Below are 21291 nucleotides of genomic sequence, written 5' to 3' on the forward strand. Positions count from 1 at the left end.
TTTATTTTTCCTTCAAAGTGATACGATGAACACCGATAACCGAGAAATATCTTTATATTAGATAAGGTTAAATTGAAACCTGTAAAAATAATAATATCATATAAATCTCCTTCAATGAACAATGTCATTGACAAGTTCTATATTATACCCCAATAGGTATAACATCAACTGATTTATTTAAAAAATTCACTTAGAAGAAAAAAGACCGCAATTACACGGCGGTCAAAGAAGGATATATCAAAACTACAAGGTAACTTAAATGATCAGGACTGGAAGAGATAGCAATTTATGCATGAATATTAAAGGATTTGAACTTGGTGTTTAATTCTTCGCAATCCAAAATTTAATGATATTTTCATACTGTTCTGTTTTTAAAAGGGTGTGACCAGCATTTTTTGACCAAGCAGGAAGGTCATTTAGGGCACCTCTGTCCGTTACATGAAGCTCTATAACTTGTCCACTATCCAATGAATCCATCCCTTTTTTAAGGTTAATAATTGGCATCGGACAAGTTAATCCAGTAAGGTCAACTACTGTATCAACCTTAATTTCTTTTGTATTTTCTACAATTGTGCCGCCAAGGTCGTTGGATCCTGTCTCAACATTTTTGTTGATATTGGTTCCAAATACAGAGGAATATGTTTTCCAGCCGCCATCGACATTTTTAACTTGATATCCATTATTTTTTAGAATCCGGCTTGCAAGATACCCTCTTAATCCAACTTGACAGCTGACATAAATCGTCTGTTCCTTTGGAAGTTCTGCTAATCGATTCCTTAGGTCATTTAAAGGGATATTAAATGAACCCTTGATATATCCAAATTCCCGTTCCATTGGTTCACGAACATCGATTAATACTCCGCCACCTGCAACCATCTCATCTACTTCATGCCACTGAATCATTTCTAATTTGCCTTCCATGATATTGGAAGCCACATATCCGGCTATATTTACAGGATCTTTTGCGGAAGAATACGGTGGAGCATATGACAATTCGAGATTCGTTAAATCTTCAACTGTTAATCCACCTTTAATAGCAGTAGCAATAACGTCCATTCGCTTGTCAACCCCATCTGCTCCAACAGCTTGTGCGCCAAAGATTTTGCCTGTTTCCTTATCAAAAATTATTTTTAAGGCTATTGGTGCAGCACCAGGATAGTAGCCTGCATGAGAGCTTGGGTGAATATGAACAACTTCATATGACAGGCTTAAGCGCTTTAGTGTTTTTTCATTATTACCAGTTGCTGCGACAGTTAGGTCAAACACTTTTGCGATGGAAGTACCTAAAGTCCCTTGGTACTTTTCTCTATTCCCCATCATGTTATTGGCAGCCATTCTTCCTTGTCGGTTAGCAGGTCCCGCTAATGGAATCATGGTCTTTGTACCGCTAATATAATCGACAACCTCTACTGCATCCCCAACAGCATATATATCCTCATTAGATGTTTGAAGCCAATCATTAACTACAATTCCTCCACGTACACCTAATTCCAATCCAGCGGTCTTGGCTAATTCATTTTCAGGTGTGACACCAATCGAGAGGATCGTCATATCTGTTTCGATTTCTGTGCCATCAGCAAGGATCACCTTTTTTCCTTGGTCAGCAAATGATTGGACACCATTTTCTAAAATTAACTTCACACCTTTTTCTAGTAAATGAGTGTGTAAGATACTTGCCATCTCAATATCCAAGGGAGCCATAATTTGATTACCCATTTCAATAATGGTTACGTCTATTCCTCTATCAACCAAATTCTCAGCCATTTCAATTCCAATAAATCCTCCGCCAATGACAACTGCTTTTTTGGGATTTTGAGAGTCAACAAAGTTTTTGATTTTATCTGTGTCAGGAATATTCCTTAAAGTAAATAAAGTGTGATTACCATTTAATCCTTGTATAGGTGGAACGATAGGTCTTGCTCCAGGTGATAATAATAATTTGTCATACGATTCTTCATATACTTCATCGGTTTGCAAATTTTTAATGGTAAGTTTTTTATTTAAAGGATCAATACTTAGGACTTCACTTAAATTACGAATATCAATGTTAAAACGATCGGACATCCCTTTAACGGTTTGCACTAGTAATTTGCTTCTTTCTTTAATTGTTTCACCAATATAGTAAGGAAGGCCACAATTGGCAAATGATATATGTTCTCCACGTTCTACCAGAACGACTTCTACTTCTTCACTAATTCTTCTTAGTCTTGCAGCTGCAGTTGCTCCCCCGGCTACTCCACCCACGATAATGACTTTTTGTGTCATGTTTTTCCCTCCAAATTTCTAAATGTTAATGTCATTCCTTTTTAATGGTATTTCAATTTAGATATACCCTAATGGGTAATATACCTATATGGGTATTATATAACTCAAAAAATATATGTAAAAGTATATTTCCAAGAGTTTCACATAATCTTCACAATTTACAATATAAAAGCAGTGGATTTCCGAACTTACATCAATGTCTGTATCTTCAAACTGATACCTTTCTGCTTCATTTATTTGTCCCCTTACACATGTAAAAAATTAATTTAAATAAAAAAATCCAAACGAACATTGTCGATTGGATTTCTAATACTATATTCTTATTTAAGCGGCCATTCTTAATTCCCATTTATAAGTATTTTTATTTCTTTTATTTGTTCTATGTGTCTCTGTTCATGCAAATATAATAATTCAATCCATTGATTTAAAGGTAATTCACCGTAGCGAGGATGTTTCGCTGATTTTTCTGTCAATATTTCCGTATCTTCTACCGTACTTAGAACGGCCATCAACTTAACTCTAGAATAATTTAACAAATCAATTATCTGTTGCACTTCGAATGGCACTACATCTGGATAAACTATTTCTGGTGCCTCCAACTTTTTCGTCCTATCCAAGACAAATTGTAGTTCTTTACGCTCTTTCTTATTACCGTTAATTCTGTTTAGTCCAAAAGCAATAGCATGTGCAGACGCTTTTTCAACTAAAACTAAATGATGACATACTTGGGCTATACTCCACGTATTTATATCATTCCTATAGTTAAATTTATCATAACTTAAAAATGTAATTTCATTTACTAGTCTTTTTCTCGTTTCATTGAGATTGTCATTTTCTATTTTACTCATGATATTTCTCCCTTCGCTCGGAAATAACTACTTAGATTCCTCTTCTGTTTATATTCCCAGTGTTGAAAAATTATTCAATGAGTTGTTTTATAATTTCATTTTTAATATAAAATCAAAAATGAATCGTTATTAACTATTTTCCTTATAAACAATAGACAACTTCTCTAAAATCATCTGTAGACACTCATAAAAAAATAACGAACGGACAGTATAAAACATACTGTCCGTTCATTATTTCAGATATGTTACTTTTTGAAAATAGTCGCAATGACTTGATCATAGGTCATTTCCGTATCGACTGTGAAAGTACCCGGGCGTAAATTTTTCTCGACACCTTTTTTCTCAACATCTTGAGAGAATTTAAAAGCATTATTAATGATTTTTGATTTTACAAGCATTTTACCAACATCGATACTCGTCATTCCTTGTGTCACAGAAATAACGGCGCGATAGGCAATCTTTTTGGCATTATTATTAGCCGCTGTAGTATTTACAGCTGTTGCAGCTGCTTTTTTTGCTGCTTCTAGAGTCTTATCATATTCAGCCTTTGGTTGAACAACATAACCGGCAGCTAAGAGCATATCTTTCATCTCTGCCTCTGTTGGCTGAATTACCGTAGTTTTCTGCTCGGATTTGGTTGGTTTGGATGCCGCTTTTGTGACCACAGGATCTTCCGTAAAGTAAACAGCGCCACAAATGGACGAAGCTAGGAGAATACCGGCCGCAAAACTGCTCACTAGATTAAATTTCATGGGCTATTTTGCTCCTTTCATCCTTTGCTGCGAGATAAGGAGAAAGAAATTGGTGAATTTCATTTTCTGAAACCTGTGTCTTCTGTGCAATGGTTTCAATCGAATATTTGCGTTTATATAAATCTAGTACTTCACGCTTAAACACCATTTCTTCAGGTGTCATTTGAACGCCTGCTTCCTTCGTGATTACTTCGATATCCAGTTCCAAATTTCGAATTTGCTCATTTACGCTATTGATATCTTTCATAACAGCCACATGAACCAGATCAATTTCCTTATGTTTTTGTTTTTCTGCATTTCGATTCGATATTATAGAAACGATTAGCAGCACAGCTGATATCGCAATCAACAGAATTAATGTCCACTCCATCATTTTTGTTTCCTCCTTCATTTACATAGCAATCCACATTTACCTATTATACAACGTAAACATAAATTTTTCGACGAATTCTATGTAAATAAGACACAAGTCGGATGGATTTGACAAAACCAACCTGTAATTCTATATAATTACTTCACTAAGTTTTCACAAATAAATAGACTAGACTATTACAGAAATGAAAAAAAGCAATGCTGCTACGATTGCATTACTTTCTTCCCTTCTTGTTTCCCACTATTTAACTCTGAAAAAAACCAACCAACGTACCGCTCGCAATCGAATGTGCCTCAAGAATCGGACTAATGTCTTCCAAAAAAACGATTTGGTTAGGGACATCTAGGTTTTCTATATCTAAGGCATAAACAGCAATTTGGTAGGCATGATCGCCGGTTCCTCCAGCTGGCTGCATCCCATAATAAGGTTTTATCTGCTGACTTTCTGATAAACTTGCCGCCGCATTTTCTGCTATTTCTGATGTGGTGTCGTCCACATTAATCACGGCCCAATGTACCCAGTAGTCCGACAGAACATGGGCATCATAAATGACAACAGCAAACGATTTCGCATGAGCTGGTGCTCCTATCCATTGGATGGGCATGCTAATATTTTCTCCTCCCACGCTATGCTGCACAAATTTGTGAGGAATATTCCCCCATGCTTCAAACGCTGGTGATGCTACGGTTAGCCCATTTTCAGGCAAAGTTTCAATAGTTACTACCCCAGCATCCTTCTCTCTGCCCAACTTAGCCTTTAATGCAGTTAATGCCAACCGGACACTAACAAAAATCTCATCATCTTCAAAAACAACCTCATGATCTAAAGTAAATGTAGCTTGGTTGTTGATGGTCACTTGTGTGTCACCAACTGCCAGTTCGAATGAAAAATCCGGAGAACTAACTGTTGCCGCTTCATTCATTTCGTTTATTTTTACAATCGCCCCGCAGCTTTCTAACATTTCCTTTAAGGGGACCAATAATTTTGTATTTACATTGATTGCTTTCCTAGTAAGGGAGTTACCATTTACTTTTAATGAAACTAAGGTGCCCCTCGTGAAGTCATTATTATCAATTATGTCTTTAGTCATAAACTACACCTCTATCAAATTCGTTCCATTCTATTATCATTCCAACACCTGCAAACTATTCATTTCTTTACAGCTCAAATTCCCATTCCTCGTGTAGTAGTAAATATAGGGCTAAGAGAATGTTTTCTAATTCAGCAGAAGTTTTTCCTTCTGGATTCTGGTCGATTTTCGGGAATAACAGCTCGGCAATTTGTTCGGTTAGCTGATTCCTTTCCGTTATAGGGATTTGTAGAAAACGGCTTGCATAGGTACTGACGAGCTTCCACTCTTTCATCCCTAGGGATTTCAATGTCCATTCATCTATTGAAAGATCCTCTTTTGAAAGGCCTCTACGGTCTATTTCTGATTCTAACGGAGATTGTTTCTTTTTTCGTTTAGCTTTCCGCTCATGGACGACAATCGTACCCGCAACAAGATCACCTAGACGTTTATGTTTCGAATGGAAAAAGATCATGATAATACCGAGAAAGTAAGCCGCCGGCAAAGAATCAATGATTCGCATTAAATTCCGAATAAAGCTGGCAAGCAATGTGATGCTATGGCCATTTTCCTGAATGACACGGATTCCCATTAACTTCTTCCCAGGTGTTCTACCGCCTGAAAAAAATTCAAACGCAAAAAAGTAGCCCCCATTAATTATAAACAGCCCAATCATGGTAATCGCAATCGGCAGGGAATTCCCGACGAAAATAAATTCCATTTTATCCATTCCGTCTAAGACGAAAAAAAGGATAATTAAAGACAAAATGTTAAAAGCCATTAATATCAGCTGATCAATCATAAAGGCGGCTGACCTGCTCCCTAAACCCGCCATTTGAAACTGAATTGAAACGAATTCAGGTGTTTTTATATCTAAATGTTCTTCATTCATACGTTTCCCTCGTCTCACATAGTTGATTATTTTTATTTCTATTTTTCTACAATATTACTATAATAAGGAGAATAAAGACTAATAATCCATTGTCCCTTAAAGTAGGTGTCTAAATGAATGTAAAACAATTTGTTAAAATGCATCGCGATGAATGGAAACAGCTGGAACAATTAATTACAACTTTAAGTACACGCAGAAATGCCATTACAGGAGAGAGAATCTCTCAATACCATCGCCTTTATCAAAAAGCAGCCCAGAATCTTTCCTACAGTCAAACTTATTTTCCACAAGATGAAGTCACTCACTATTTAAACGGACTTGTCGCGAAGTCACATAATCTTCTGTATAAAGACCAAGTTTCAAGCTTCAAACAAATCCGTCATTTTTTTAGTCAGAAATTTATTGGGCTGTTATTAGAGCAATGGAAGTTTGTCATCGTGGCGATGATTTTATTTCTAATTGGCGCGTTAGGGAGCTTTCTCTCAGTTATCAATGATCCACTGCACATCTATTCCATTCTGCCAGCGGAAATTGCTAAGGGTGTAGACCCCGATCAACTGGGAAAGGGTCATGAAGCGGTGGACTCCTCCCTCATGTCGGCTAGTATTATGACCAATAATATCAAAGTGGCCATCTTTGCGTTTGCGGGAGGAATCACCTTTGGGCTCATTACCGTCTATTTAATGGTCTACAATGGAATCATCATTGGTGCGCTCGCCGCCCTGTTTTGGCATCACGGAAAATCGTATGATTTTTGGGCGTATATTGTTCCTCATGGGATGATTGAGTTGACAGCAATTTTTATCGCTGGTGGTGCCGGCCTTTTAATGGGCTATAAGCTATTTGTCCCCGGCCAATATTCACGTGGTTACCAAGTAAAGCAGCAAGCGATGCGATCCGTTCAGCTTCTGCTCGGTACGATTCCGTTGTTTGTCATCGCTGGAATCATTGAAGGCTTCATCACTCCAGCGGCGATATCCTTAGAAGCAAAGTATATCGTTGCTTTCTTAACCGTAGTCGGGCTCATTCTTTATGTAGTGATTGGTAAACTAAAACTCAGGTAAAGCTATAACAAACTCTGATTCATAATGTCAATATAATGGGAAACGGCGGTAACTGCCAATTTTTCCTCGCAGGCCTCGATCATCACGAGGCCTTGTTTTTCCCATTTATTCTTTTCTCTTTTCTTAAAAAGAAATTGTTGCTGGGCAATACTTTTCCGCATTGCTGCTTGAATCGTATTTGGTTCCTCGTTTACTCTTTTCAAAAGTGTCTGATCTTCAATTCCAATCATTAAAAATAAATGTCGCTGTCTTAGTCGTTTTAAGAGAATCAATGCACTTTCCTCATGAAGAAAGGTGCACACATCGCTAAATAATAACAGTAGACTACGTTTCTTTTGGACCATTTCAAGGTATTGCAGCACAGCCGCGTAATTAGACTCAGCTGCATCCACCTTTAATGAATAAATCGCTTGGAGAATCGTCTGCAGGTGCGCCATTCCTTTGGCTGGCGGCACAAAGACTTTTATATCCTTTGAAAAAGCGAGGACAGACACATAATCTCCCTTTTGTAGGGCCGCGGCAGTCACCGTCAAGGAGGCTTCTAACGCTTTTTCTAAGCGATTTCCTTTTGCCAATTCCGCCCCCATCATTCTGCCACAGTCAATTAAGATGGTAATATACTTTCCGTGCTCCGGTTCATATTCATTGGTCATTACTTCCCGAAGCTTGGCTGTTTGCCGCCAGTTTATTTTTCGAGGATCATCACCAACGACATAATTCCTTATCTTCGAATAGTCACCCACACCACTGCGCTGCCTACGTATCTTTAACCCTTCATATACTAAATATTTCTGGGCATTTTCTAAATACTGTTTGGTTTCGGTTAAATCCGGAATGACTTTTAATACATCTCTTAAATCGACGGTTACTTGCTTTTCCCATAAACCCAGCAAACTAGCATACCGAAAATAAAGCTTGTTCATCTCGTATTTTCCTCGCACCATTGCAGTGGTCTTATACACAATTTCCATGGTAACTTCTTTTGGGATCGACCCGATAAGTGGAAACAGCCTTTCGAATGATTGTGGCAAGTCGTCAACCATTCGGTATGTAATAGGATGGGAAGATGTATTCTGAACCTTTATCGATACCGGATACGCCATTCCTCTTTCAAACTCCCCTGAAATGGTGCGTTGAAAGGTTAGCTGTTTTTTTGATGGAGAAAAAAGTAAGTCTAACCAACTTGCTATAAATATGAGGAGATTGACAAAAAGTACTGACCCCCATGATATTCCCCAAACGGTACTAATTCCTAAAACGATCGTTAGAAGGACGAATACCAACATTAATCGTTTGGTTGGTAAAATTCCTCTATCTTGGAACAGGAACCGAGCCCACAAGCTCTTCAATAATTTGGTCAACGGTTGCTCCCTCCAATTCTACATGCGGCGAGATTTGAATGCGATGGCGTAATGCAGGTTTGGTGACCATTTTAATATCGTCCGGTGTGACGTAATCCCTCCCTGATAAGTAAGCCCAAGCCTGCGCTGCCTTGCCAATTGAAATTCCTGCTCTCGTACTGGCCCCAAATCGGATTGCTTCAGTCTCACGTGTCTTCCTGACAATCTTCATCATATAATCTATTACATTTTCGCTTACTGTAACTTTTTCTATGGCACGTCTAACACTTAAAAACTCGTTCATATCTAAGACAGCGGAAACAAGCTTTTGGTCAAAGCTGTTTTCAATGACTTGTTTTAAGACATTTTTTTCTTCCTCAAAGCTTGGAAATTCAATTCTCAGCTTAAAGAGGAAACGGTCCTGCTGTGCTTCTGGCAGCGGATAAGTCCCTTCAAATTCAATTGGATTTTGAGTGGCCACTACGAAAAACACCTCAGGCAATGGATACGTTTCACCTTGGATCGTCACCTGTTTTTCTTCCATTGCTTCTAACAAGGCAGCCTGTGTCTTTGCTGGTGTCCGGTTAATTTCATCCGCTAAGAGAATATTTGTAAAAATCGGTCCTTTTAATGTCTGAAAGTTGCTCTCCTTCATATTGTATATCGTGCTTCCCGTGATATCACTCGGCAATAGGTCCGGTGTAAACTGGATCCGGTTAAAAGTCCCACCTAATAAATTGGCAAGGGTACGGACCATTTGGGTTTTTCCAGTGCCAGGTACCCCCTCTAAAAGGACGTGGCCTCCAGCTAAAACAGCGGATAATAATAGTTTAAGATTTAGGCTTTGTCCTAAAATCCGTTCTTCATATTTGTCCAAAAAGGATGTTAATTCTGTATTCATTCTATCTCTCTCCTTAAGTGCTCGAGCTTTTTCGACCATATCAAATATTCTTGTTGTGTAATTTTCTCTTTTTCAAGAATGTTTACCAATCCTGACAAAAAAGAATTGATTTCATTAGCTGGCAATCCCGTCCACTTTTTCTCTAGATAGCTCGACAGATCCTGCCATTCTCTGTGATAGGGAACCTGCCACCTTTCTTGGAGAAGCATTTTCACATAGTCTGCTTGGATGATAATGGAATCATGATACCGCTTGCCACGGAGATACCACGCTGCGAGTGCCTGCACTCCCTCATCACTGAAACGAACAAACTCTTCCCTTGGGACGAAAATGGGGCCAAATCGCTTCCCCTTCATCCAAAGCCAAAGGATCATCAATAGGGTGGCCTGGATCACAAGAAGTAAAAACCACATCGGGTACACCTGCCAAACCGATGATCCATTTTCTCTATCATGAATGTATTCATCAAACAGGATGGAGCCAGCTTTTTCTTGGTTTACTAGATACAGAAGAAGCGGTAAATGATCTTTCTTTAGTAGGCTGTCATTCGTGATCCATTCCGGGGCAACCCCAATAATTAATTGTCCTTTTCCATACAATTGTTTAACCGCAATCGGACCCGCTTGGTCAGAAAGTAATATTTCATCTCCCTTTCTAGACTGCAAACGGACGGTTGATTTAATTTGAGCTCGGTAAGTATTTCCGGTTTGCGAACGTACCTTCGATGACTCTGTGGTATCCGTTCCTCGTGTTTTGATATCAAACATCCCTTGTGGATTTTTTTGCAACAACAGAATCGTATGGCCTGCCTTCATATATTTGATATAGGCCTTCATCTCTTGCTTTTCGAGGGTAAAAGATGGTTCGACCATAATAAGTAATTGGTGTTCTGTTGTGGCAGAAAGTAAATCTGGTGAATGTCTCCAAAGCTTGCCATTCTTTTCCTCGTTAACATATGTATAAAATGCTTTCACACCACTAGGAGCTGGTGACTCGGTAACATAATTTGGGTAGAATTGCGGCTTTGGTGAGGTGCTGAAATAACTGAAGATTAAAAATAAACCAAGCAGGATGACCAGCCCAATCCATGTCCGCAAGTTAGAAAGAGGTTTCATGCTTGATTTTCCTCCTTCATAGAGCCAAGTACCGTTCCTGCCTCATGATGAAACTGCAAATACTCTTCTTTTTGAACAGTGCGTTCCCCATAGGTCACCTCTTCAAAAAATAGAGCAAACTGATAAAACTGGTCAGCAATGGACTGATCTACTTTCCTAAGTTCCTCAAAATAGTCCCAATTTGTTTTCCAAATTCTTGCCTCTAGTAGCCCTTTTTCATGAAATGAAAGGAGCAAGGCTAAAAACAAATGGCGAGTGGATAGGCTATATTCTCCAATAATCTCTTGTTTTTTAGCCTCCTCCAGATGTCTTTGAGACGTCCAATTCATTTCTTTCCTCGATTGAAGTGGTTTTTGTTTGCGAAGAGATCGATTGCGTTGCATATTTCGTAACAGTAAAAAGGCCGAAAGTGCTAAAAGGATAATGACAATAACAATGACGGCAATAAGAATCGGTCCTGACGCCCTGCTCGTTGAATCGACAGCAGGTAACAATTTTTCGAGTTGCTTGGCAATCCATTCTTTCGCTTGCTCCCACCAGGTTGCAAATATTCCCTTTGAATCATAGTAAACTGTATATTCTTTAGTTTTTAAAATTTCTTCAAGGTCGTCTCGAGCCTTGTCGGTATCATTCATAATCATCACCTAACATCATAGGTTGTTAAACCGTCTTAAATTCTTCAATCATTTCTTTTAAATCATCCGCATCATGTCTGGTTTTGGCATCCAGATACATGACCGCATAGCCTACCGAGAAAATCATCGTCGTTACTAAGCTGACGAGGTTTGAAATTAGTGTTAGCAGCACACTATTACCTAAAACCAATCCAAACGTCATTTGAACACCAAAGCTAATACAGGAAATTATAAAATAAAAGACCAAATAAAGCCCTAATAATACCCATGTGCGCTTTCTGGATAGTCGCCAGCTTCTTCCTAATCCTGGGGAGACCTTATCAAGGACTACTGAACCAAAATATAAGCTCCAGCGGGTTAATAGTAGAGCTACCACAACGGCAAATCCGAGAAACAGGACAACACCTAATAGAATCCCCACAACTGTATTGACCGACGTCGCAACGAAAGCACCTGTAAATGCGACAATTGCGATTGGTAAAATGATAATCCCCAAGCTAATCAGACCAAATAAAATACTGCTTCCCATGATTGGCCAGAATCGTTTAAAGGCTTGTTTTATAACTGAACTGACAGTGTAGTCTTCATTTTGACGAACATGATTGATAGTAAACAGAACGGCTGCCTCTGCAACAGGTGCCAAAATCGCACTCACTATCCCCATGATGATAATGCCAATATCAGCTCCTAGGCTGCTAGTATTGAAGGTTCCGGTCTCTTCAAAACTGGTAATAATTTGTTCAAACCACGCACCACCGCTGCCAACCTCTCTAAAAAAGCTTGTTCCAGAACTGAGTTGCAGGATCGCTTGAATCAAGTATATAGGTCCCATGAAAATCAGCATAATCATGAATAAGTCCTTAAAGCGATTTTTCGTTAATTGAAAGGTGTGGTCGAGTATTTCTCCAAATCTTTTTGGGGTAGAAAACTTATTATCCAAAGTTGAGGTCCTCCTAGAAAAAAATGAATATGACCTATTTTATCATTATTCGGATTTATTTAGTGTAAAAAGTTGTAAATGTAGTAAAATCTGGACAGGTTTACCTGATATACAGTCTTTTACGCATAAACATCAATAATTTGTCCAATTATAGGTAATGGTGTGGTGTATTTTGTAAATGAAGTAAAGGTTGAGGTGAACTTACTTGGTTTGGACTTGGAATAAGAAGCAGCAAAGTAGCTTTAAGGAAGATTATATTATTAATCAAAAAATTACTACTGAGAGAAATCCCACTTTAGTTTCAGTGATAACCCCGGTCTATAATGCTGAAAGGTACTTAAAAAAAACAATTGATTCTGTTGTAAATCAATCACTGGGTATGGACCAAATTAAATACATATTAATCGATGATTGTTCGACAGACTCCTCTAAAGAAATTCTATTAGAATACTCTGCAAACTTCGCTAATATTATTGTTGTATTTCTTAAAAGAAACACAGGTTCACCTGCTCGACCTCGTAATATCGGTATTGAATTAGCTCAATCTAAATATATCACTTTTTTAGATGCAGATGATTGGCTTGAACCCAATGGTTTAGAAGGATTAGCAGCCATTTTGGAGGAAACAAGTGATGAATATGCGGTGGGTAAAACCGTTCAAGTTACATCCAAAGGTATATCGATTGTCGGTGAACATGAGTCGTGCATGGAAAGAAGAAGTGTATCACCCTTTTCCATTCCTCATATTTTCCATCATTTAGGACCAAGAGCACGCATGATAAAAACGAGCATCATAAAGGAAAATAAAATTCATTTTCCTGAAATGAAATTTGCGGAAGACAAGCAATTTTTCATTGATGTACTGACCCATTGTAGAAGAATCTCCACAACAGAACAACCTATATATTTCTTGAATCGGATAGATAACCAAAATACGCGTTTATCCAATCAAACCAATATCATCCAAAAAACCAATTGTAATCTCAAAGTGATTAACCATATCATCAAGAAAAATCTAGATATTGAAAAACAAAAGTTGGCATTAAATAGACTTTATGAATTTGATTCAATTACACGATTCTTTCATACACCACATTTTCAAAAAACAAAGCTGAAACGGATCTATTATTATAAATTTAATCAAGTGCTAAAGACAACGAAAACATTAAATTATGAGTTTTCCGAGGAATTCTTTCATCCGATGAACAAACTGGTTTACAACTTGTACAAAGATAGAAAATATAAGCAACTTGAGAACTTACTTGCGTGGGAGAAGCAGGAAAAAGTAAAGGATATTATTATAAAAGATCAACTGCCTTATGTAGTGGTTCCGTTCTTAGAGGAAAAATATAAATTTATTAGGATTCCCATGTACTCTATCTATGAAGAAGATTATGTTAGTGATCATACCTATTATCTTAGATTTAAAGTATTCGGCGATCATCTTTTGGCACTTTCACACTTGCTGATCCGGGATTCAAAAAATTCCTTAAATCAAGTCTCTCTGCCCATACACATAGATAATAATGGGCATGGAATACTAGAAATCGACTTAGAGGTATTAAACAAACTGCCGCCAGCGAATTACTCTATCTTTTTACGCTTTAAAGAATATTTGAAAATTAACATTCGAAAACCTACTAAGAGCAAGAACAAATATCAATATAATAATCGCGAGTTTACTTTTTACGATACCATCTATTCAAATATTGGCTTAAGTATCTCATCTATAAAATAAAGGGACAGTGTCGACTGTCCCTTTATTTTACTCTATTCAATTTTCCTTTTTCACTACTTGATCGTTATTTTCATAAACAAGCCAATCCGAACCTTTGATTTGGTTGGAGCCATCAATGATTTTCTGCTTGACTCGTTTCTTTTCTGAGCCGGTTAATAAGGTCGGCTGATAATCATTTCTTGAGGAAACCGAAGATATTGAAAATGGAACAACATTGATTTCCTTCGCATCTGAAAGAACGCCATTTTTCAAATGGAAGGTCTGTTGAAAAACAAAGGTATCCTTGTCACTTGGGTTTTTATTCCCGCCAAACATAAAGTTCCCGAGACTATAGACAATAAATTTCCCTTTATATTCTTCAATCCCTTGGACCACATGCGGATGGTGACCGAGAATCAGGTCAGCACCACTATCAATCGTATAGCGGGCCAACGACTGCTGGGAGCTGTCAGGGGCATAATGACGTTCACTACCCCAATGGTAATGAACGAGAATGATTTGGGCACCCTGGGCTCTCAGCTCTTTAATATCCTTGGAAACTTGACTGCGAATTTCTGCTGTATCTGACCAACCCTCATACCCTAGAGCACCGATTTTCGTATCTTTTACAGTGGTAATATATTTATGGTCATAACCAAAGTAACCGATGTTCTGTTTTTCCAAAGATGCCATTGTGTCCTGATACCCTTTATCGAGGTAATCATGGATATGATTGTTGGCTAAATTGACTGCTTCAATTCCGCCCAGTTCAAGAATTTTTGCATAGGAAGGGTCGCCTTTAAAACGAAATGTTTTTACAGCCTTTTTTGTCGCATTTGTGAGAGTTGTTTCTAAATTGACCGTTGTGAAATCATCATTTAAGAATATATCATCCAAACCCTTCACAAAATACGGCAATCCATGATCGGCCGCTGCTTTATTGAAGGATGAACTATAATTAAACGATTCATCAGACCCCAGTGTAAAATCTCCAGCTGCACTAATCTTAATTATCGTTTCCTTGACTGGTTCTGGTTTAATCTCTTGTTTTACTTCAAGCTTTCGTTCCTCAGTTTTTTCATTTTTAGCCGTTTTTTCTTTAGTGATTTTTGAATCAGCATTCTCTTCCTTGATACTGCTATTCCAATAATATCCCCCAGCAATCAGCAACAGGAAAACCAGGATGAGGAAAGGGAGAATTGATTTCTTCTGTCCTCGATTTTTGTCTCTTCTACTATTCATAATCCAAATGACCCCTTTTATTTACTTAACTTTCCTTATTCTACAATAAGTTCATTTAACAAACTATAAAAAAATAAACCCATGCCGCCTCCAATAGGAAGAAAGTCATGGGTTTCAGAGTTGGTTTTTATAGGCGGGAGAATTCCTCTACCAATTCATTAAACCGTTTCAGTGAGTTTTCAATCGGTGCTGGTGTGGTCAAATCAACACCAGTCTTCTTCAACAATTCAAGCGGATAATCCGAACTGCCGCTCTTTAAGAATTCTAAATAGGAAGTGAGCGTTTCTTGATCACCTTCAAGAATTTTTGTCGCTAAGTGGATAGCAGATGCAAATCCTGTTGCATACTTGTAAACATAGAAAGGGCGGTAAAAATGAGGGATCCTCGACCAGCCATATTTCACTTCTTCATCGAAGACAACCTCATCGCCATTGTATTCTCGGAATAATTGCTCATAGGTTTGGTTAAATACCTCCACATTGAGAGGCAGTCCTTTTTCTACCATTTCATGGGTTTTCATTTCAAACTCCGCAAACATGACTTGAGTAAAAAATGTCCCCTTAAATTGATCAATGAAATGATTGACTAAATGTTTACGGACCTCAGGGTCTTTCTCATTGTTCAATAAGTAATTAATTAACAAAACTTCATTAACAGTTGATGCCACTTCGGCCACAAAAATGCTATATCCGGCCGTGATTTGCGGTTGATACTGCGAGCTTAGCCGGCTGTGGACCCCATGCCCGCATTCATGGACCAACGTGAATAAACTGTCCAAGTCATCCTGATGATTTAACAGGATAAAAGGATGGACCCCGTAGACACCAAGATTGTAGGCACCTGAACGCTTTCCAGGAGTTTCTCTGACATCCAGATAACGTGCCTCCTTAAACTCTTTCAGGATCTTGACATAGTCATCCCCAAGCGGAGCTAACGCTTTGCACATAGTTTCATAGGCTTCCTCAAAGGATATGACTTGCTTAGCGCCACTGACAAGCGGGACACTCATATCATATTGACGAAGCTCATCTAAATCCAATTTTTCTTTACGAATCCGTGAATACTGATGGAGTGGACCAATATTTTCTTTAGTTGTTTTAATTAGATTCTCATAAACCTCTCTCGGGACTTTATCTCCAAACAGAGCTTTTTCCAACACCGATGGATATTGACGAATCTTAGCCGTTGTTACATTATTTTTAATCGCTGCTGACAGCGTAGCAGCAATTGAATTTTTTAATTGCAGATAAGGCTGATAATAGGACTTATACGCCTCTCTCCGTTTTTTACGATCCGGATCTTCGATTAACTTTGAGTACATTCCCCTGGTGAGTTCAACACGGTCACCATTTTCTGAGGTCACTTCTCCAAATTTAATATCTGCATTATTGATCATGCCAAAAATATTGCCAGGTGCCGAGAGAGCTTCCCCTAATTGAGAAAGGACCGCTTCCTGTTCCTTTGATAAGACATGCTGTTTGTAACGGAACGACTCCCATAAATCCTCGGCAAAGTAATCCAGCTTCTTTTCCGCTTTTATATATCCAGCTAAGGTATCTTCACTCAGACTTAATAAATAAGGCATAAAGAAGGAGGTAGAAGCACTAACCTTTACACTCAATTGTTTCGCTCGGTCCAGATGGGACTGTGACTGGGTATCCCGTGTATTCTCATCCACACGCAGCATCGCATAGGCATAAACTTTGTTGAATACAAAAGACAACTCTTCACGCTTATGAAGATATTGATATAAGGAGTGTCCATCCTGTATCGTTCCATCATATTGCTTTAGGGTTGCTGCCATTTCTTCGATCTTCAAATAATCCTCTTCCCATTTATTGATATTTGGATAGATATCCTCTAAGTTCCACTTTTCATGGACGGGTACTTCATTTCGATTGGTATAGGTCACCATTCAATATACAACTCCCTTTTATGTAAAAAATCCATTTCTATTTGCTATCATAATCAATATATTCGTGAAAACCTCTCGGTAATCCTACCTTTCCATGCAAAAAAGCAGATCACCGTGATGACCTGCTTCCTAAAAAATTATCGCGTTAATTCTTTCTCAATCACTGTCAATCTTTCCTGTACCTCTTTTTCACTTAAACCGTGCTGTGCCACATAACGGTTGCGAGGATGGACACGGCACTCGTGCGAACAGCTGCGTAAGTGCTTATGTTCGTTCTCCTCAGAGCAAAGGATTTTTCGGTTACATTCTGGATTGGCACAATTCACGTAGCGTTCACATGGCTCACCCGTGTAAAAATCCTTCCCGACCACGACATGCTCTTTTCGGTTAACAGGTACGCTTATGCGCTCATCAAACACATAAAGCTGACCATCCCATAAATCCCCCTGTACCTCAGGGTCTTTACCATAGGTGACAATCCCGCCTTCAAGCTGTGAAACATCTTCAAAACCTTCTTGCAGGAGCCAGCCGGAAAATTTTTCACAACGAATCCCGCCAGTACAATAGGTAAGAATCTTTTTACCTTCAAATTCTTGCTTATTTTCACGAATCCATTCGGGAAGATCACGGAAGTTAAGGATATCCGGTCTTACCGCCCCTCTAAAATGACCTAAATCATACTCATAATCATTTCGGGCATCGATCACAACCGTATCCTCTTTTTGCATTTGTTCAAAGAAATCCTTTGGTTTCAAATGCTTACCCGTTTGAACATTAGGGTCAACATCATCTTCCAAACGCAAAGTCACTAGCTCCGGTCTGAACTTAACCTTCATTTTTTTGAAGGCATGCTCGGACGCTTCATCTATCTTAAAAATTGTCCCAGCAAACAGTGGATGTTCATTCATAAATTTCATATAGGCATCCGTCTGTTCAATGGTCCCTGACACCGTCCCATTTATTCCTTCCGCTGCAATAATAATTCGGCCTTTGAGACCAAGCTCTTGACAGAAATGAAGATGCTCCTGGGTTACTTCTTCAGGGTTCTCTATCGTTACATATTTATAATACAATAACACTCTATACTCTTGATTCATGGTTACCACCTTACATTTTATATATATAAAAAAACACTAGGTTTTTAACATTAACCTTATGATTATAGCAAAAATAAACATCATTATTCAAATTTTTCATTTCATCATGTTCGGGAGGAGGATATTACCAACCTTATTCCCTCCATTTTTCTGTTACACTTTTTACATGTGAGAAATAATAAGGAGGACCAATAATATGAAGAAATCTCCTCTCCTCCTGGGCCTGGTAATTGCGGTTACCTTCATTGGAGGAATATTAACTGGGGTCATTCTTACCAAAAATAATGAAAAACAAGAGCGTCCTAGAACACTAATTATAGAAAATGCACCTAAATCGGCTATTAAGCCGAATGCAAAAGAGCTGCCAAAACTTAAAAAAGCACCATCAAAGGTACTCATCGGTTACGTACAGGATTATCGCGACCCAAATATGGTTGATTATTCTAAATTAACCCATGTCATATTCTCATTTGTCCATCCAACCAAGGATGGCGCTGTCCTGTTTAATGGCGACCAACCCTTAAAAAATCTTAGAACCGTAGTTGCAAAAGCCGAAAAGCATGACACGAAAGTCATTCTTGCGATTGGCGGTTGGTACCACATCAAGGGCGGTGAATCTTATAATTATTTTAAGCCCGCGATCTCTAATCCTAAATCTAGAGCGAAACTAGTTAAAGAGTTAACTAATATCGCAGTCCGTGAAAAACTAGATGGAATTGATATCGATTTCGAGCACCCGCGTTCGACAGCTGATGCAGAGAATCTGGCGGCTTTCGCGAAAGAGTTAAGTGCCCAGCTTCATCCGAAAAAGAAAGAACTGTCCATTGCTGTTTATTCAAAAATACATGCGGTGACGTTAACGGAAGTTGGCTTTGTTCAGTATGAGCCAGCTATGTTCCAGTATGTCGACCATGTTAATATCATGGCCTATGATGGCCAATGGGACGACGGGTACAATGCTGCTAATTTATCGCCTTATCCGTTTACTGAGAAAATTGTAAACTATTGGTCTAATCTATTTGATACTCTTAAACTTTCAAAAGAAAAATTAGTATTAGGCGTTCCGTCTTATGCCCAACCAGAAGATCCTAAAATCAAACAAGTCTCATTTGCTGCGATTGTTGATAACAATCCTGCCAGTGCCAGCAAGGACACCGTGAAAATGAATGGGACAACCTACCATTATAATGGCAGTCAAACAATGAGAAAGAAAACCCGCCTGGCGCTTAATTTTGGCTTTGGCGGGATGATGATGTGGGAATTGGGCCAAGATGCCCAAGGCTCTCATAGTTTAACAGGAAGCATTTATTCTGAACTGAAAGCTTCACGTAAAGAACCCGTTAAATATTATGCTGTTAAAGAGTAGTAAAAATTAGAGGCTGTACCCAATGGGGACAGCCTCTAATTTTATAACTGGGCTTCCTGAATCCCGATTGGCTACCGTCCCTTCCCTTTTTAAATGGCTTCAGTCGTCAATAGCCCCGATTGGCTACCGGCTCTTCTCTTTTTTTGCAGCTTCGGTCGTCAATAGCCTCGATTGGCTACCACCCACTCCATTTTTCATCACAGGTAGGGCAACCATTTGGTACTTTTATTTAATCCATTGAACTAAGAATTTGATTCACCCAGTAGTTTTCCCAGTCCTTGTATGCTTGGTTGACTTTGCTGGTATTAATATTAATTGTTCTTTTGTTTGAATCAATCCAGCGAATCATTTGGTTATTTTTAAAGTAGTAACGGTTTTCTAGTGGTCTGCCGGTGGTCGTAAAAATAAAAAACAGTGACCCATCGTCCCAGAAATAATATTCAGTCGTTAACCCATTATCTTTTTTTACGATTTTCTTGATAATCCCATAATCGTTAATGTACTCAAAATAATTATCACCATATTTATTTAGATTATAATTCTTTTGCATCTTATTTATTTTGTTGTATTCACCCCTAATTTCCTTCACCTCGGCTTCAACATTAAGGGATGAAAGATCTTCTTTATCAGGGGAAACATCGCTTGCTGGAGAATCTTCTGAGCGAATGACAACCACATCTTTTTTATCATCCTGATAATTAAATATTAATCCAACATCCCTGAAGTCCTCGTCAACCAGTGTAGTCTCGTTACTTTTTATCACATTTCCGTTTATTTTAGTTTCCGCGTGGATGGTAATGGATCCATCAAATACTACTGGCCCAAACCTATCGATCTCGCTAATCCGTTGATTCGTATTCTTCCCATTTACATAAAGATAAGCATCATCTTGATCTGAATAAATAGATAAATAATTTTCAGGAAGGGTGAAATTAACCTCTATTTTATTACTAGTATTACTCTGTGGTTCAATTACTTCTTCCTTATTGAGAGTTGCATACTTCCCCTTATAGACAGCCTTAAGTTGGTATTCCCCGACCAGATAAGGCCCGAACATTTTCCCCTCATTATGATTAACTCTACCACCCATTTTCTTATTAACATAAATTTCCGTTCCGTCAAAATTGGTTGAAATAACCGGATAAAACGACTTAAGATAAACTTTATAATTATCGAAAAAGAACCACTTTTTACCTGATGGAAGGATGTTGGCAAATCCTGCTTTTTCCAGAGTTGAAAAAGAAGCGTTTTCCGGATGGTCTTCTATGTATGACAGGAAAGGATATAAATTTTTCTCAGTAATGGTCAAATTAGGATCCGTGGAATCTACTATTCCTGCTAGGGCTGTGGCATCTCGTTCCTTTAATGCCTCTTCAAACTTTTGAATCACTTTTTCCTTACTCGTTAGCGTGGATCCGAGAAAATATCCACCTAGTAAAAGTACTACAAGAATTCCCCCAATAATTAGAGAGGCTTTCTTGGTTTGCGAAGTTTGTTTGGTTGACCTCGTATCTATTACTGGTCTTTTTTTTAATTCTTGAAAACTTGAAGAAGAGATTCCTCCCATCGCCATGCCTTCCTGCCTTTGATCATAGGCATCTTGAACATTAGCAAATTGCTTTCCACAAGTTGTACAGACAAAAGAGTTCTTTTCAACCTTCGTTCCACATTCCGTACAGAACTTATAATCCATTTCCCTCTTTCCTCCCTAAAAAAAATGATTTAGTTACATAATTTTATCTCTCGAGATAGTGTCAAAT

The 21291-nt window shown here is 38.3% G+C and carries 18 protein-coding genes; 3 read left to right on the plus strand and 15 right to left on the minus strand.

The window, feature by feature from the left end; translation table 11 throughout:
* Positions 1 to 321: 321 nt before the first annotated feature.
* The 6 genes from V7121_RS01325 to V7121_RS01350 all read right to left on the minus strand — a co-directional run bounded on the left by V7121_RS01325 (position 322) and on the right by V7121_RS01350 (position 6199).
* Entirely contained in the window at positions 322 to 2265 is a 1944-nt protein-coding gene (locus V7121_RS01325; RefSeq protein WP_335501278.1) for an FAD-dependent oxidoreductase, read from the minus strand.
* Positions 2266 to 2603: 338 nt separating this feature from the next.
* Positions 2604 to 3113, minus strand: a complete 510-nt coding sequence (locus V7121_RS01330; RefSeq protein ID WP_335501279.1) for a DinB family protein — start codon at positions 3111 to 3113, stop codon at positions 2604 to 2606.
* A gap of 245 nt (positions 3114 to 3358) precedes the next feature.
* On the minus strand, positions 3359 to 3865 hold the full coding sequence (locus V7121_RS01335; RefSeq protein ID WP_335501281.1) for an aminodeoxychorismate lyase: 507 nt from the start codon (positions 3863 to 3865) through the stop codon (positions 3359 to 3361).
* Positions 3855 to 4238 (minus strand): hypothetical protein, encoded by a 384-nt coding sequence (locus V7121_RS01340; protein ID WP_335501283.1) that lies wholly within the window; start codon positions 4236 to 4238, stop codon positions 3855 to 3857. Before V7121_RS01340 ends, V7121_RS01335 begins: the two co-directional genes overlap by 11 nt.
* A 244-nt stretch (positions 4239 to 4482) precedes the next feature.
* Positions 4483 to 5328 carry a YbhB/YbcL family Raf kinase inhibitor-like protein gene (locus tag V7121_RS01345; protein WP_335501285.1) on the minus strand — a complete coding sequence of 282 codons (846 nt, stop codon included), beginning with the start codon at positions 5326 to 5328 and terminating at the stop codon, positions 4483 to 4485.
* Positions 5329 to 5395: 67 nt separating this feature from the next.
* Positions 5396 to 6199, minus strand: a complete 804-nt coding sequence (locus V7121_RS01350; RefSeq protein WP_335501287.1) for an RDD family protein — start codon at positions 6197 to 6199, stop codon at positions 5396 to 5398.
* Positions 6200 to 6312: 113 nt separating this feature from the next.
* On the opposite strand from V7121_RS01350, the gene V7121_RS01355 reads away from it, so the two are divergent.
* Positions 6313 to 7263: a stage II sporulation protein M gene (locus tag V7121_RS01355; protein ID WP_335501289.1), complete on the plus strand. Its 951-nt coding sequence runs from the start codon at positions 6313 to 6315 to the stop codon at positions 7261 to 7263.
* Positions 7264 to 7265: 2 nt separating this feature from the next.
* Here the strand turns inward: V7121_RS01355 and V7121_RS01360 are convergent, their stop codons facing one another.
* Genes V7121_RS01360 through V7121_RS01380 form a run of 5 tightly spaced genes read right to left on the minus strand, consistent with a single transcriptional unit; the run spans position 7266 to position 12194 of the window.
* A complete protein-coding gene (locus tag V7121_RS01360) occupies positions 7266 to 8624 on the minus strand; it encodes a DUF58 domain-containing protein (protein WP_335501290.1) in 1359 nt (452 codons plus the stop codon).
* Positions 8575 to 9504, minus strand: coding sequence for an AAA family ATPase (locus V7121_RS01365; protein ID WP_335501292.1), 930 nt, complete (start codon positions 9502 to 9504; stop codon positions 8575 to 8577). The genes V7121_RS01360 and V7121_RS01365 overlap by 50 nt, the downstream gene beginning before the upstream one ends.
* The gene (locus V7121_RS01370) at positions 9501 to 10619 is read right to left on the minus strand and encodes a DUF4350 domain-containing protein (protein WP_335501294.1); all 1119 of its coding nucleotides are present in this window, start codon (positions 10617 to 10619) and stop codon (positions 9501 to 9503) included. Before V7121_RS01370 ends, V7121_RS01365 begins: the two co-directional genes overlap by 4 nt.
* Positions 10616 to 11254: a DUF4129 domain-containing protein gene (locus tag V7121_RS01375; protein WP_335501296.1), complete on the minus strand. Its 639-nt coding sequence runs from the start codon at positions 11252 to 11254 to the stop codon at positions 10616 to 10618. Before V7121_RS01375 ends, V7121_RS01370 begins: the two co-directional genes overlap by 4 nt.
* A 25-nt stretch (positions 11255 to 11279) precedes the next feature.
* Positions 11280 to 12194, minus strand: a complete 915-nt coding sequence (locus V7121_RS01380; protein ID WP_335501298.1) for a hypothetical protein — start codon at positions 12192 to 12194, stop codon at positions 11280 to 11282.
* Between the two features lie 205 nt (positions 12195 to 12399).
* On the opposite strand from V7121_RS01380, the gene V7121_RS01385 reads away from it, so the two are divergent.
* Complete coding sequence (locus V7121_RS01385) at positions 12400 to 13932, plus strand: glycosyltransferase family 2 protein (protein ID WP_335545462.1); 1533 nt, start codon at positions 12400 to 12402, stop codon at positions 13930 to 13932.
* Between the two features lie 36 nt (positions 13933 to 13968).
* Here the strand turns inward: V7121_RS01385 and V7121_RS01390 are convergent, their stop codons facing one another.
* From V7121_RS01390 to trhO, 3 genes are all read right to left on the minus strand, one after another.
* Entirely contained in the window at positions 13969 to 15153 is a 1185-nt protein-coding gene (locus V7121_RS01390) for a CapA family protein (protein ID WP_335545464.1), read from the minus strand.
* Positions 15154 to 15280: 127 nt separating this feature from the next.
* Entirely contained in the window at positions 15281 to 17068 is a 1788-nt protein-coding gene (gene pepF / locus V7121_RS01395) for an oligoendopeptidase F (protein ID WP_335545466.1), read from the minus strand.
* 137 nt (positions 17069 to 17205) lie between these two features.
* Positions 17206 to 18165 (minus strand): oxygen-dependent tRNA uridine(34) hydroxylase TrhO, encoded by a 960-nt coding sequence (gene trhO, locus V7121_RS01400; protein WP_335501307.1) that lies wholly within the window; start codon positions 18163 to 18165, stop codon positions 17206 to 17208.
* A gap of 196 nt (positions 18166 to 18361) precedes the next feature.
* On the opposite strand from trhO, the gene V7121_RS01405 reads away from it, so the two are divergent.
* Positions 18362 to 19531: a glycoside hydrolase family 18 protein gene (locus tag V7121_RS01405; protein WP_335545468.1), complete on the plus strand. Its 1170-nt coding sequence runs from the start codon at positions 18362 to 18364 to the stop codon at positions 19529 to 19531.
* A 229-nt stretch (positions 19532 to 19760) separates the two neighbouring features.
* Here V7121_RS01405 and V7121_RS01410 read toward each other — a convergent pair whose 3' ends face one another.
* Positions 19761 to 21224, minus strand: a complete 1464-nt coding sequence (locus V7121_RS01410; RefSeq protein WP_335545469.1) for a zinc ribbon domain-containing protein — start codon at positions 21222 to 21224, stop codon at positions 19761 to 19763.
* Positions 21225 to 21291 lie beyond the last annotated feature (67 nt).

This window comes from Neobacillus drentensis (genome assembly GCF_036962125.1).
GTDB classification, from domain to species: domain Bacteria; phylum Bacillota; class Bacilli; order Bacillales; family Cytobacillaceae; genus Neobacillus; species Neobacillus drentensis_B.